Annotated in this window: 9 protein-coding genes and 10 pseudogenes; 13 read left to right on the forward strand and 6 right to left on the reverse strand. The window is 59.2% G+C overall.

Going from position 1 to position 12,915, the window contains the following annotated elements; all coding sequences use genetic code 11:
- Positions 1-31 precede the first annotated feature (31 nt).
- Together ABEB22_RS20325 and ABEB22_RS20330 are read right to left on the reverse strand one after the other, a co-directional pair.
- Positions 32-570: pseudogene (locus tag ABEB22_RS20325) on the reverse strand (transposase); the annotation flags it as partial.
- A gap of 34 nt (positions 571-604) precedes the next feature.
- Positions 605-898, reverse strand: a pseudogene (locus ABEB22_RS20330) (transposase); the annotation flags it as partial.
- Positions 899-1,034: 136 nt separating this feature from the next.
- Here ABEB22_RS20330 and ABEB22_RS20335 point away from each other — a divergent pair.
- Positions 1,035-2,314 (forward strand): annotated as a pseudogene (locus ABEB22_RS20335) (IS110 family transposase).
- 213 nt (positions 2,315-2,527) lie between these two features.
- Here the strand turns inward: ABEB22_RS20335 and ABEB22_RS20340 are convergent.
- A pseudogene (locus ABEB22_RS20340) lies at positions 2,528-3,362 on the reverse strand (IS3 family transposase); the annotation flags it as partial.
- A gap of 54 nt (positions 3,363-3,416) precedes the next feature.
- Between ABEB22_RS20340 and ABEB22_RS20345 the strand changes: the two are divergent.
- From ABEB22_RS20345 to ABEB22_RS20390, 10 genes and pseudogenes are all read left to right on the forward strand, one after another.
- On the forward strand, positions 3,417-3,881 hold the full coding sequence (locus tag ABEB22_RS20345) for a tannase/feruloyl esterase family alpha/beta hydrolase (RefSeq protein WP_349294789.1): 465 nt from the start codon (positions 3,417-3,419) through the stop codon (positions 3,879-3,881).
- A 217-nt stretch (positions 3,882-4,098) separates the two neighbouring features.
- Complete coding sequence (locus ABEB22_RS20350; RefSeq protein WP_349294790.1) at positions 4,099-4,533, forward strand: flavin reductase family protein; 435 nt, start codon at positions 4,099-4,101, stop codon at positions 4,531-4,533.
- 79 nt (positions 4,534-4,612) lie between these two features.
- On the forward strand, positions 4,613-5,449 hold the full coding sequence (locus ABEB22_RS20355) for an alpha/beta fold hydrolase (protein WP_406871230.1): 837 nt from the start codon (positions 4,613-4,615) through the stop codon (positions 5,447-5,449).
- Positions 5,450-5,660: 211 nt separating this feature from the next.
- Positions 5,661-7,118: pseudogene (locus tag ABEB22_RS20360) on the forward strand (tannase/feruloyl esterase family alpha/beta hydrolase).
- A gap of 387 nt (positions 7,119-7,505) precedes the next feature.
- Positions 7,506-7,637: a hypothetical protein gene (locus ABEB22_RS20365; protein WP_349294839.1), complete on the forward strand. Its 132-nt coding sequence runs from the start codon at positions 7,506-7,508 to the stop codon at positions 7,635-7,637.
- 77 nt (positions 7,638-7,714) lie between these two features.
- Positions 7,715-8,734, forward strand: coding sequence for an IS110 family transposase (locus ABEB22_RS20370; protein ID WP_349294826.1), 1,020 nt, complete (start codon positions 7,715-7,717; stop codon positions 8,732-8,734).
- 398 nt (positions 8,735-9,132) lie between these two features.
- Positions 9,133-9,840 carry an IS6 family transposase gene (locus ABEB22_RS20375; protein WP_349294792.1) on the forward strand — a complete coding sequence of 236 codons (708 nt, stop codon included), beginning with the start codon at positions 9,133-9,135 and terminating at the stop codon, positions 9,838-9,840.
- Positions 9,841-9,892: 52 nt separating this feature from the next.
- A pseudogene (locus tag ABEB22_RS20380) lies at positions 9,893-10,105 on the forward strand (ATP-binding protein); the annotation flags it as partial.
- A gap of 81 nt (positions 10,106-10,186) precedes the next feature.
- Positions 10,187-10,663, forward strand: a complete 477-nt coding sequence (locus ABEB22_RS20385; RefSeq protein WP_349294793.1) for a DDE-type integrase/transposase/recombinase — start codon at positions 10,187-10,189, stop codon at positions 10,661-10,663.
- Positions 10,664-10,717: 54 nt separating this feature from the next.
- Positions 10,718-10,828, forward strand: a pseudogene (locus ABEB22_RS20390) (recombinase family protein); the annotation flags it as partial.
- Here ABEB22_RS20390 and ABEB22_RS20395 read toward each other — a convergent pair.
- Together ABEB22_RS20395 and ABEB22_RS20400 are read right to left on the reverse strand one after the other, a co-directional pair.
- Positions 10,825-11,157 carry a helix-turn-helix transcriptional regulator gene (locus ABEB22_RS20395; protein ID WP_349294794.1) on the reverse strand — a complete coding sequence of 111 codons (333 nt, stop codon included), beginning with the start codon at positions 11,155-11,157 and terminating at the stop codon, positions 10,825-10,827. The pseudogene ABEB22_RS20390 and the gene ABEB22_RS20395 overlap by 4 nt on opposite strands.
- A gap of 10 nt (positions 11,158-11,167) precedes the next feature.
- Complete coding sequence (locus ABEB22_RS20400) at positions 11,168-11,371, reverse strand: type II toxin-antitoxin system RelE family toxin (protein WP_406871231.1); 204 nt, start codon at positions 11,369-11,371, stop codon at positions 11,168-11,170.
- A gap of 306 nt (positions 11,372-11,677) precedes the next feature.
- Here ABEB22_RS20400 and ABEB22_RS20405 point away from each other — a divergent pair.
- Positions 11,678-12,387 (forward strand): annotated as a pseudogene (locus ABEB22_RS20405) (IS6 family transposase).
- A gap of 54 nt (positions 12,388-12,441) precedes the next feature.
- Here ABEB22_RS20405 and ABEB22_RS20410 read toward each other — a convergent pair.
- Positions 12,442-12,657 (reverse strand): annotated as a pseudogene (locus ABEB22_RS20410) (IS6 family transposase); the annotation flags it as partial.
- Positions 12,658-12,736: 79 nt separating this feature from the next.
- Between ABEB22_RS20410 and ABEB22_RS20415 the strand changes: the two are divergent.
- Positions 12,737-12,901: pseudogene (locus ABEB22_RS20415) on the forward strand (IS6 family transposase); the annotation flags it as partial.
- Positions 12,902-12,915: the final 14 nt, after the last annotated feature.

The raw sequence follows: 12,915 nt of genomic DNA on the forward strand, positions 1-12,915 counted from the left end.
GCGCAGATCACGGAGAGGGGCTACCCAGTCAAGCCTGCAGATCGAGACCATTCATCTTGGCGGTTTCGATGAGTGTCATCGCCCTGGCCAGCGTTTCGCTACCGATGTCGTAGCCCGCGAAGAGCCAATTCTTCCGGCCGATGCCGATCGGGCGTATGGCGCGCTCGGCCTGGTTCTTGTCGATTCTGACACGGCAGTCTTCGAGTAATAGCTCGAAGGATGGCCAGCGGCTGAGGCCGGAACGGATGGCCTTGGCGAGATCGCCCTTGCCCGAATGCACAGCAGCTGGGCCTCGGCCCAAGCCTTGAAGGCAACCACCATCGGGCGAGAATGCTGCTGGCGCGCGGCCTGTCGCAGCTCGGCGGACTGACCAGACATCTCGCGCTCGACATCGTAGATATTGCCGATCCGGTCGAGCGTCTCCCGCGCGATCTCCGACTTCGTGGTTTCCCAGACATCGTGGAAGTCGCGATGCAAATACGCCCAGCAAGCCGCCTTGTGGAACTGGCTGCCGCCGTCCTCGCGCGGGAAGTAAAGCGGACTGAAGCCGGCATATTCGTCGGCCTGAAGTGATCTGCCCCACTTGAGTGGTCCGGTTTAAAAGTTAATGCATCGTGGGCCTTTGGTCTACTGGCACGATGCTTTCTGGTGCTGGTAGGCGATATCCCAAAGAGCTATGCGGGCGCAGCGTGTTGTAATGCTGGCGCCAGCGTTCGATCAGGATCTGGGCTTCTCTAAGCGAATAGAACACCTCCCCATCGAGCAGCTCGTCACGAAGTCTGGCGTTAAAGCTCTCCACATACCCGTTCTCCCAGGGTGACCCCGGCTCGATATAGGCCGTTTTAGCCCCCACCGCCTCGATCCAGTTGCGCAGCTTGGTGGCAATGAATTCAGGGCCGTAACACCTTCGGAATGTCGTTGATTTAGAGGCTATGATTGCCTGCGCAGCCCCCAAATTGCGCAGCAGGTGATCATAGCCGGGTCTCAGATCCCTACAGTGGTTTTGCACAACCACACCGCAAGGGAGACCGACTATGACCGATACGACTATTGCACAGGCTGAGCCTGTTTTGGTGGCGATTGATATCGCAAAGGCCCGCCATGAGGTTTTGATTGCTGTTCCGGGTAGAAAGCGGCGTCGCCGTTTGACAGTTCTGAACCAGCTCGACGACTTCAACCGATTGATCGCCGCACTCTCGGAGTATGACCATCCTGTCCGCGCAGCTTTTGAGGCTACGGGGAATTACCATCGCGCCTTAGCATACCGGCTCGGCACTGCTGGTTTCGACGTGAAGCTGGTGTCTTCGGTCGCATTGGCGCGCACCCGCGAAGCCTTGAGCAACAGCTGGGACAAGAACGATCCAAAGGACGCGCAGGTCATCCTGCATATGATGCAAATCGGGAACGAGCAATTCTACCACGACCCAATACTGCGCGGCACGAATGACCTTCAGGAGTTATCAAAGACGCACGACATCGTCTCGCGCTCGAAGACCGAGCTGTGGCATCGCATCTTGACCCACTATCTGCCCTTGTATTGGCCCGAGGCGGAACGCTTTCACCGCAGCACACGCAGCGACTGGTTCTTTGCCTTCCTCGAACGTTATCCCTCGCCGCACTTTATCTCTTCCATGGGCCAAGAGGCATTCATTGCCGATGCCTGGGAGGTTGTCGGCCGCAAGGTCTCAAAAAAACGTTTGCTTGCAGATATTTATCAGACCGCCAAATCATCGGTGGGCTTGCCCATTACGCCGGACTCAGATGCCGCGAGGATGTTCCGGTTGGTGTTGAGCGAAGGACGTAGCCTGATTGCCCAACGCAACGAGATTGAGGACCGCGCCGTTGAACTGCTCAAGACCAACGACGACTATCGGCTGCTGACATCTATCCCGGGGATCGGGCCGATCAATGCCCTGACCATCCTGGCAGAGGCTGGCGATCTGCGCCGCTTTCAGCATCACCGCCAATTTCTGAAGTTTTGTGGAATGGACCTTGCAACCATCCAATCCGGCGCATTCCGAGGCCAGACCAAGCTTTCCAAATACGGCAATGCCCGGCTACGACGGACACTTTGGATGGCGGGTCAGGTGGCCATCATGCAAAGGACCAACAGCTTCCGCGACAAGTTCGAGCGTTACATCGCCAAGGATCGGCAGAACACCCATTTGCGCCGCAAGGCGTATACCGCAATCGCCGCAAAAATGGCCCGCACCGTACATGGGATCATCAAACGCGGCGAACCCTATCGTCCCTTCTTTGAGGGATGATCGACAGCAGAAGGACCTTTCTCTGTAAGGGCCGTAGAGGCGAGTAATCGACCTCGTAGATAATGTTCAGGCCTTCTGCTCAACGACCCGAAGATCTCGTCTTAAGGACGGTGAGAGCCGCAAAAGCGTACTCTGTGTTTGTTATGGGAGAGACAGGTTGTTGACCGAAACGCCGAACTGACACACATTCAAACGTGCTGGAACGCTTCAGCATGACAATGATCTGATGCCAAATCAGCCAATTATTCCGCGCATAGGACGTTATCTAACCTGATAAACCCCGGCGGACCGCGAAGGATGAACAGATCTGTCAGCGCGTCGATGACGTCGACCGAGTTCAGCTTGCGTTTGACGCGGATCACCAGCACCTGCCCTAGGTGTACTCATCGACGATATTGAGCATGCGGTAGGCTCGCCCGTCCGCGGTCTTGTCTTGGACGAAATCGTAAGACCAGACCTGGTTCGGCCGCTCGGCCCGCAGTCGGACGCAAGAGCCATCTGCCAGCCAGAGCCGCCCGCGTTTCTTCTGCTTTTGCGGGACTTTAAGCCCCTCGCGCCGCCAAATCCGCTCGACCCGCTTGTGGTTCACACACCATCCCGCCTGGTGCAGCAAGCCAGTGATCTGGCGATAGCCATATCGCCCGTATTGGCGTGCCAGTTCAATGATGTCAGCGGTCAGCAGGGCTTCGTCCTGACGACCGAGCGGGATCTTGCGTTGGGTCGATCTGTGCTGCCCCAAAGCCCGACAGGCATGGCGTTCGGAGATGCCGAGCGCCATGCGGACATGGTCAATGCACTGGCGACGACGCGAAGGGCTCAATAGTTTCCCCGAGCCGCCTCCGTCAGGATCAGCTTGTCGAGCGTCAGATCTGATACGGCCCGTCTAAGCCGCGTATTCTCTTTCTCGAGTTCCTTCAGTCGCTTGAGCTGATCGCGGTTCATCCCGCCAAACTCACGCCGCCAGCGGTAGTAGGTTTGTTGGCTCACGCCAATCTGGCGCACCGCATCTGCCAGTTTCGCGCCTTGACCCTGCAAAACCTCAACCTGACGCAGCTTCATGACGATATCTTCCGGCTTCTCGCGCTTGCCTGCCATCTAAGTAGTCCTCCATCATAAGGGATAAACTATCCCTAAAAGTGGACCACTTCAGTGGGGCAAGACCACGATATCATCGGCTTCGATTTCGACAGTGATCCTGTGCGGATGGAGGCGTCGGCTGCCTTTGCCGATGCGACATCGACAGATCTCGGAGCCTATCGCGGGCGGGGCGGCAAGATCCTGTTCTATCACGGCACCGGAGATGCGGCGATCTCGTCCGATGACACGGCCCGTTACATGACGGACCTGACCGCGGCCATGGGCGGGGTCGACGATTTTGCGCGCTATTTTCCGGTTCCGGGCATGGGGCATTGCCGCGGTGGTCCGGGCACCGACAGTTTCGACGTGCTTGATGCGATCGTGGCTTGGGTCGAGGACGGGGAGGCTCCGGAGCGGTTGATCGCGAGCGGCGCGGATCTTGGCGGGCGGACCCGTCCGCTTTGCCCCTGGCCGACGATCGCGACCTATGACGGTAACGGCCCCGAGGATGACGCCTCGAGCTTCGTGTGCCGCTAAATCCAATGCGATCACACCGAGTCACGTTGTGATCGCGCAGGGAGAAAACGATGTATTACGATCCGCGCAAGGGCGACCACGGGTTGCCGCACAATCCCTGGACCGCGCTTGTGACACCTCGGCCGATCGGCTGGGTCTCGAGTCGTAGCGCCAGCGGCGTGCCGAACCTCGCCCCTACAGTTTCTTCAATGCTGCGGCTACGCATCCGCCTTTCGTGATGCTGTCCTCGACACCGCGCAAGGACAGTCTCTCGAATATCGAGAACACCGGTGTCTTCGCGATCAATATCGTGGGGGCCGAACTGGCCGAAGCGATGACGCTCAGCTCGGCTGCGGTGCCCGGCGAGGTCGACGAGTTCGCGCTTGCCGGCCTGACTGCGCGCCCGTGCCGGAGCATCGATGCGCCCTGCGTCGCGCGGAGCGCCGTTGTCATCGAATGTATCCTGAACCAAGTGATATCGCTCGAGCCGAAAAGCGGGCTGCCTTGCGATACGCATATCGTCTTCGGTGAGGTTACAGGGATCGAGATTGCCGATCATGTCATCCGTGACGGGCGGGTCCGCACGGATCTGATTCGTCCGGTCTCGCGGCTCGGCTATCTCAATTACGCGGTGACGGAGAAGACATTCGAGATGCCGCGCCCCGGGCCCTGAACAGGCCCGCCTCCGGTTTACCCCATGCCGGATATTGGTGCGGATAAAGTGGGGCTCTTGGAGGAGAACAGACATGAAAATGACATTTGCGGTGATGGGCCTTGCCCTCGCCCTGGCGATGCCGTGCCTTGCGCAGGCGCAGGTCGAAGAAAAAACGGCGATGAACGGTGATACGCAGGTCGGCTATTCCGTCCGTGGCGAAGGGCGGTTGGTGGTGATGATTGCCTCGACCGGCCGTGCCTCCGGCGAGCTTGCGCCATTGGCTGACCGGCTTGCCGAACGCGGCTACCGTGTCGCCCTGCCAGAACCGCGCGGCATCGGGGCCAGCACCGGCAAGATGGCCGAGGTGTCCTTCCATGATTTCGGAGATGATTTCGCTGCGGTGATTGCGCAAGAAGGTGGCCCGGCCATCGTCGCGGGCCATGCTTATGGCCAATGGATCGCCAAGACGATCGCATCGGATCATCCGGACATGGTCTCGGGGCTGGCGCTAATCGCAGGGGGGGCAAAGTCCTGGCCATCCGAACTTTCCGAAGCGATCACCATGATCAACGATCCGGCATCGACCCGAGACCAAAAGATGGAAGGGCTGCTGCTGGCATTCTTCACCAACGAGCAGAGCGCGGAACCCTGGCTCGAAGGCTGGCATCAGGATGTTACCATCAGTCAGCGCGCGGCGCGTAAGTTGGCAGATCGCGACGATTATTGGGCCGGCGGTACGGCGCCGATTCTTGACCTTCAGGGAGGGGCAGATCCGTTCCGGCCGGAGAGTTCTCGTATGGAGGTACGCGACGAGCTCGGGGAGCGCGTTACGGTCAAGGTGATCGACGGTGCGAGCCACGCGCTGCCCGCAGCAAAACCTGTCGAGACCGCAGATGCTATCGCCGATTGGGCGGATTCTCTCCTGAAAGAATGACGCGGCGCCAAGGCCCGTCCCCGTGTCGGGGCGGGCATCATAATAAATCGCATGCAGCACGAGCTTTTCAGGAGGAGACGGGATGAGACCTTTCAGGATGAGAACACTTTCCGCGGCATTGATCACGGCAGCCACCGCGCTGTCCCCTGTGGCGTCGGCGTCGGCGTCGGCGTCGGCGTCGGTGGCCGAAATGACCGAGGACACCTGCGCCATGCTTGCAGACTTCGCCTACCCCGAGTTGCGCATCGAGGTCGCCGAGTTCGTCAGCGGCGCGACGATCGACGACACGGCCTTGCCGGATCATTGCCGTGTGGAGGGCTATCTGGAGGAGCGCGTCGGTACCGACGGCAAGCGCTACGCTACCGGCTTCGAGCTGCGCATGCCGGTTGCGTGGAACGAGCGGTTCTACTTCCAGGGCGGAGGCGGCACTGACGGCTCGGTCAAGTCTGCGATCGGGGTGAACACGATCGGTCAGCCACCGGCACTCACACTCGGCTTCGCGGTGGTGTCCACCGATGCGGGGCATAATCTCGGCAGTCGTGCGGACACCAGCTTCGGCCTAGAGCCGAAGGCGCGGATCGATTGGGGGTACAATGCCATCGACCTGACGGCCACCGTGTCCAAGGCCCTGCTGCAGAGGGCTTACGGGAGCTGGCCCCGCTATTCCCATTTCGTCGGTAACTCAAACGGAGGCCGGCAGGGGCTGATTTTCGCGCTCAGGCATCCCAACCAATTTGATGGCATCTTGGCGCAAAATCCGATCAAACAGCAGACCCGTGGTCATGTTGCGGGGGCCTGGAGTGTGCATGTGCTTGCCGAGCGGGCGCCGAAAGACGCTGATGGGAAGCCGATCTTTACGCAGTTCCTTGACGCCGTCGATTTTGCTCTGCTAACGCGCGAGATCACCGCCCAATGCGATGGGCTCGATGGCCTGCAGGACGGTGTGGTCGACAGTGCGAGGCTCTGCAGGCCCGATCTTTCTACACTGATGTGCCGCGACGGTGGGACGGACGACTGCCTCTCTCGGGATCAGATCGACGCCTTCACTCTGATCCACGAGGGACCGTTCAACTCTGCGGGCGAAGAGCTCTACTCGCCTTTCGCCTATGATGCAGGTTCCGACTTCATGGGCTGGCATATCGGCGATGCGGATGCGTTCCCGAACAATGGCCGCTAGGCCCGGAATACCTCAATGCACAATGTCTTCCGCGATCCGCCGGATCCGGATTTCGACGTCTACAGCTTCGACTTCGATACTGATCCCATCTCCATGAACGCCGCCGCACAGTTTACCGACGCCGCGTCCGCCGATCTCGACGCGTTCAAAGGCGCGGGCGGAAAGTTGATGGTGGTCCATGGCATGGGCGATAGCGGGATCTCGGCCATAGACACGACCCGGTGGTTCGAGACTGTTCAAAGCCGCTATGGCGTGGAAACTGGGAGCTTTGCACGCCTATTTCTGCTGACCGGCGTCCGGCACGACAGGACGGGCTCTGGCCCGCACGTCTTCCCAGGCCTCGAGATGCTCATGGCCTGGGTCGAAGACGCGAACGCGCCTGATTATGGCTCGGTGAGCGGCGGCACGCCGTCGCGGGAGCGTCCTTTGTGTGCCTATCCGAGTTACGTCACTTGGGACCCCGTTGATTCAGTCTGGATCTGCCGGAAGTGATGATTAAGCAGGGCCAAGGTCTGGCTTGGCCCTGCTCGCCAGAACCAATGGCGAGGACAGGACCACCGCCCCGACGATCACGATACTAGTGAGATTTCGGTAGGCTTACCGACGCCTGAATCAGTGTCTTGGAAAATGATGCTGCGAGCTATGGCTGAATTTGGGTGAAGCCGCCTGATCAAGCCGCGTCATCCAAATTGAGCCATAGCTCCTCTAACGCCAAGCCGACCGGCTCTTCGCGGTCGTAGAGGTCGTAATGGGATCAATCCTGCAGTTCCATGAGCTGCCTGTCCTGCGATGCCATCGCATGGCCGTAGACTGGTCTTGCCCCTCTGAAGTGTTCCACCTTTTGGGATAGTTTATCCCGCATGATGGAGGACTACTTAGATGGCAGGCAAACGCGAGAAGCCGGAAGATATCGTCATGAAGCTGCGCCAGGTTGAGGTCTTGCGGGGTCAAGGCGCGAAGCTGGCGGATGCGGTTCGCCAGATTGGCGGTGAGGCATGTGCCCGCCACTGATGGTGTGGATGGCCCCACCAAACGGCATCGCGATGTGCCAGGGTGGGTATGTTTCCAGCCACCGAAGGGAGCCATCCATGGAACAGCCTATCACGATCGGCCTCGATCTGGCCAAGAATGTCTTTCAGGTTCATGGGGTCGACGCGACCGGCAAAGTTGTCTGTCGCCGCCAGTTGCGGCGGGCACAACTGCTGCTTTTCTTCTCGCAGCTTGAACTGTGTGTTGTGGGGATGGAAGCTTGCGCCGGGGCGCATCATTGGGGTCGTGAGCTTGCCGCATTGGGGCATGAGGTTCGGCTGATGCCACCCGCTTACGTCAAGCCCTATGTGAAGCGGGGAAAGACAGACGCGGCTGATGCCGAGGCAATATGCGAAGCGGTCACGCGCCCGACCATGCGATTTGTGCCGGTGAAATCGGCGCAGACCCAGGCAGCGTTGCTCGACCATAAGGCGCGGGATTTCCTCGTACGGCAGTGTACTCAGATCATCAACGCGATCCGGGCGCATATAGGCGAGTTCGGCATTGTGGTGGCAAAGGGCATCCAAAACGTTGATCGTCTGATCGCTGCCGCGCGAAACATGCCGGAAGCCGCAAGAGCTGCCGCGGATATGTTGGCTGAACAGCTTCGGGGTACGCAGGCCCGGATCGATGCGATCACGGCGCGGATTGGAGAGCGGCAGGCCGATGATCCACTCGCACGTCGACTGGCGACAGTACCGGGAGTGGGCGCGATCTTCTCAAGCGCGTTTGCCGCGACCACGCCGGATGTAAGCGCCTTCCGCAGTGGCCGTGATTATGCGGCTTGGCTTGGGCTGACCCCGAAAGCCCAAGCCAGCGGCGGCAAGGAACGGCTGGGGAGGATCTCGAAGGCCGGTAATCGATATCTGCGACGGCTACTCTATCTCGGCGCCATGGCCAGGATCAGTGCCCGGCGTGGACGGCGAAGGACAGCCGAGAATGCCACGCCTGACTGGCTCGATCGGATGCTCGACCGCAAGCCGGTGAAGGTGGTCGCGATTGCCTTGGCCAACCGCATGGCGCGCACGATCTGGGCATTGATCAGAAGCGGCGAGAGTTACCGGGCCGCAATGGCGTAGCAAAGTAGCCGCCCTCAGAACGGCAGGCAAGGAATTGGTGAGGCGCGATGTGAGGTGATGGCAAAGGGACGTCAACAACGGAACGGGACACCCAGTTCGAACCGAAGCGCCTTTCGAGCGCGTGCCATTGATCGGGACCCAACCGTCGGCTGATTTCATCAAGGCGCGCAGCGATCGATAGAGCTGCGAATTGACGCCGTATACATGGCCGCGACCGACCAGAATGCCAGAATTGAAGAAAGCACTTGCCAAGGGGCCATCCATACACGGTTCGAGCGCCGCTGGCGACGGCGAGCGGACGGTGAGCGTAGAGCTGTGGCGGAAATGATCGTTCCTCATCACCCCGAGCGGCACCGTAAAGTTAATGCGATTGCCCGTGTAAAATGTGACATAGCGGTATGACTGACGCTCGCCTCTATCGCCGCCACCGTTTCCCGTCCGACGTGATTGCCCATGCTGTCTGGCTGTATTTCCGGTTCCCCCTGAGCCTGCGGATGGTTGAAGACCTTCTAGCCGAGCGCGGCATTATCGTGTCGCACCAGACGGTGCGGGCATTGGCCGAACAATTCGGGCGGGAATTCGCGAAGATGATCCGTCGCCGTTCGGCTGGCAAATTCGGCGACAAATGGCATCTGGACGAAGTTGTCATCTCAATCGGGGGCCGCAAGCACTGGCTTTGGCGGGCTGTCGATCAGGAGGGCTTCGTGCTGGATGTACTGGTTCAAGCCCGCCGCGACCGGCGGGCTGCCCTGCGCCTGATGCGCAGGCTTTTGACACGACAGGGCCATCCGCCGCGAGTTCTGGTCACTGACAAACTTCGCTCATACCCGGCGGCGAAGCGCCAGATCATGCCGGGGGTCGAGCATCGCTCACACAAGGGTTTGAATAACCGGGCTGAAAACTCACACCAATCGACCCGAAGGCGCGAGCGCGTTATGAAACGCTTCAAATCCGCCCGGCAATTACAGCGCTTCGCTTCCATCCATGACCCGATTGCCAACTTGTTTCACTTGCCTCGCCACGAAATGACATCCGCAGATTTTCGCGAACTTTGCGCCGCCGCCATGGAGGCGTGGCGCGACATCGCTCGCCTCGAAGCCGCATAAACACCGCAGCCGGTCCAGTTTTTGTGCTTGGCCGGTTAACGTTACGGTGCCCTACGAACGCACCAGTGTCGTGATCACCACGAACCTGAGCTTCAGCGAATGGGCCAGCGTCTTTGGCGACGCCAAGATGACCACTGCGCTCCTCGATCGCCTCACACACCGCTGCCACATCCTGGAGGCTGGAAACGACAGCTATCGCTTCAAGGCCAGCTCTGAGACCGCGAAAAAGAAGAGGAAGGAGACGCCAATGTTGACCCCATCATGAACGGTTCTGTCGCAAATCTTACGGTTTTGGATTTTCTTTGATATTTTCGCTTGGCCAATTGGTTGCGAAGGAGCGGACGGCATGATCGATTTCAAGGGAGCGCATTATCCGAAGTCGGTGATCTTGCACGCCATCTTTTTCTACGTCCGCTATGCAGTCTCCTATCGGGATCTCGAGGAGATCCTGGTCGAGCGCCGCAAGCTGGCCGCTGCCCGGCGATTTTTTAAACGCGCGATTGCGGTGAATGGGGTGCCAGAGCGCGTCGTCATCGACAAGAGCGGTTCCAATCTGGCCGGGCTGCACGCCATTAATGTTATTCTGAAATTTACCGGATGCGGGCGCATGATCGAGATCCGTCAGGTCAAATATCTGAACAACATCCTCGAGCAGGACCACCGCTTTATCAAGCGGATCACGCGCCCGATGATGGGCTTCAAAGCGTTCCATTCAGCTGCCGCGACCATCGCTGGCATCGAGGTTGCGCACATGATCCGTAAAGGGCAGATTGCCGCCAATGGCGCGACGGCTTGCCTGACCTTCACCGCCCTCGCAGCATAATTCTGTCCTCGGGCTGGGCTATTCTGCCTCTAGGCAAACTTTGCGACAAAACCCGAGCAGCTGCACGAGCGCACGCCTCGAGGCCGCAGCAAATGGCAACCGTCTTCGGTCAAGATGCTGCTGGATCGCGCACGGGCTTGGGGGTTGATAGAGCCGAAGGCTTAAACAAGATCGTCTAGCGATACATTCAGCGCTATTGCCAGCTTTTTAAGGCTCGACGTGGAGCCATTTTTGCGACCAGCCTCGATATCCGCAATCAGCACCCGGTTGATGCCGGAGATCCGCCCGAGCTCGGACTGATTGTATCCACGATATTCGCGAAACACACGCAGGGGGCTTTCCCCTCCAAGCACGATACGCTCAACCAGTTCGGAAGGAAAACCTTCGCTGTCACTCGCTTTCGCTGCATCGAAGGCTCGCAGGTCGGCCAGATCTTCGGCCGCTTCTTTAAGGCGGTCATATTCTGCGCGGGTGATAGTAATCATCTCGTTCATCCAGTCCTCCTTAGTCGTAAACGTTGCCACGAGGGCCGATTTCTAGCACGTCCAAGACCATTCCTTGGTCATCCATGATGACACGCCAGTCGCCAACGCGGAGCCGAATACCTTTGCGACCTTTCAGCGATTTGACATTATTGGCTTGTGATGCTGGGTCTTCTGCGTAGTCATTGATCTTACCGAAAATACGTTCTGCGGTATTCTTTGGCATCTACCGAAGTGCCTTGAGTGCTGCGGATGTATAGGTGATCTTCTTCATCCGCTATGTGTATCCTAAAGATACAGTGTAGCCAATGGTTACATGAAGGGGCGCGCGAAGATCTTGCAACTATGTTCACCGATCGGGCGGGATAAATTATCCGAAATCATGGACCGGCTTTGTCAGGTTGTTGCCGCCCAGACTGAGTTTGACGCGAACGTTGCCACCCAGGCGGCCAATTCCGCTGCATAGCCAGCCCACAAGTCGAAAGGGCATTGCCAACTTGTTCGGGAAGTCTGTGCCGGCTAGGCATCCGGCATGAAAGCACCGTCCGATCTGCCACGCCTGAAAGGCTACCGCTTCCCCCGCGCGATCGTTGCCCATGCGGTCTGGGCATACCACCGGTTCGCGCTGAGCACGGCGGATGTCGAAGACCTGCTTGCGGAGCGCGGCGTGATCGTCAGCCGGGAAACGGTCCGCAAATGGGTCAACCGATTTGGCCGCCATTTTGCGTCCTGCATCAAGCGCGATAGGCCAGGCGCCACCGACAAGTGGCACCTCGATGAGGTCGTTATCGCGATCCGCGGGAAAAACACTGGCTCTGGCGGGCCGTCGACGCGGAAGGTCACGTGCTAGACATTCTGGTTCAGTCCCGGCGGAACGCCAGGGCAGCAAGACGTTTCCTTAAAGGGCTGATCGGCCGGTTCGGCGCGCCACGTGTCATCGTCATCGACAGGCTGCGCAGCTATATCAAGCCAATTCGCGAACTCGCTCCAGGTGCGGATCACCGGGCGCACAAGGGCCTGAACAATCGCATCGAAGGGTCCCGCCGGCCGACCCGAAAGCGCGAGAAGCTCATGGGCAAGTTCAAGTCCGCAAGGCAGGCTCAGAGATTCCTCGCTGCGCATGACCAGATCAACACGATCTTCCGCCCGCGCCGCTATCGCCTGTCCGCCACATCCTACCGCCACGCCAGATCCGACGCCCATGCCCTCTGGGCTGAATACGCCCTTAAAATGACCGCCTGACAGACACCCTGTCGGCCCAGCTCGCCGATCGCCAAATAAGTTGGCAGTGCCCGTGCGCTTTCTCGCCTGGGCCCGATCGGCAATGAGTGGCGCGAATTTCACCACCCATCGGTTAAGTGTGGCGTGGTCAACCGCGAAGCCGCGCTCCGCAAGGATCTCTTCAAGGTCCCGGTAGGAAACTGCGTAACGAACATATGCGTAACGAACATAGAAGAACACCGCATGCAGGATTACCGACTTCGAATAATGCACGCCCTTGAAATCGATCATGTCAACCGCCTTTTACCAACTCACTGGCAATGCACACATATTCGGGGATACCAAGAAACCCAAAACTTTGCGACACTACCGTTTCAAGTCTCCGAGCCAAGCGCAACGGTTCCTCGCAGCCCACGACCAGATCGCCACCTTGTTCCGACCGAAACGCCATCGCCTCTCCGCCCGGTCATACCGCTATGCGAGGTCCGACGCGTTCGGCCTTTGGGCCGACTACGCCGCAGATCTGGCCGCCTGAAAACCGTGGTGGTG

Origin of the sequence: Thioclava sp. 'Guangxiensis' (assembly GCF_045348365.1) — a bacterium.
GTDB classification, from domain to species: domain Bacteria; phylum Pseudomonadota; class Alphaproteobacteria; order Rhodobacterales; family Rhodobacteraceae; genus Thioclava; species Thioclava kandeliae.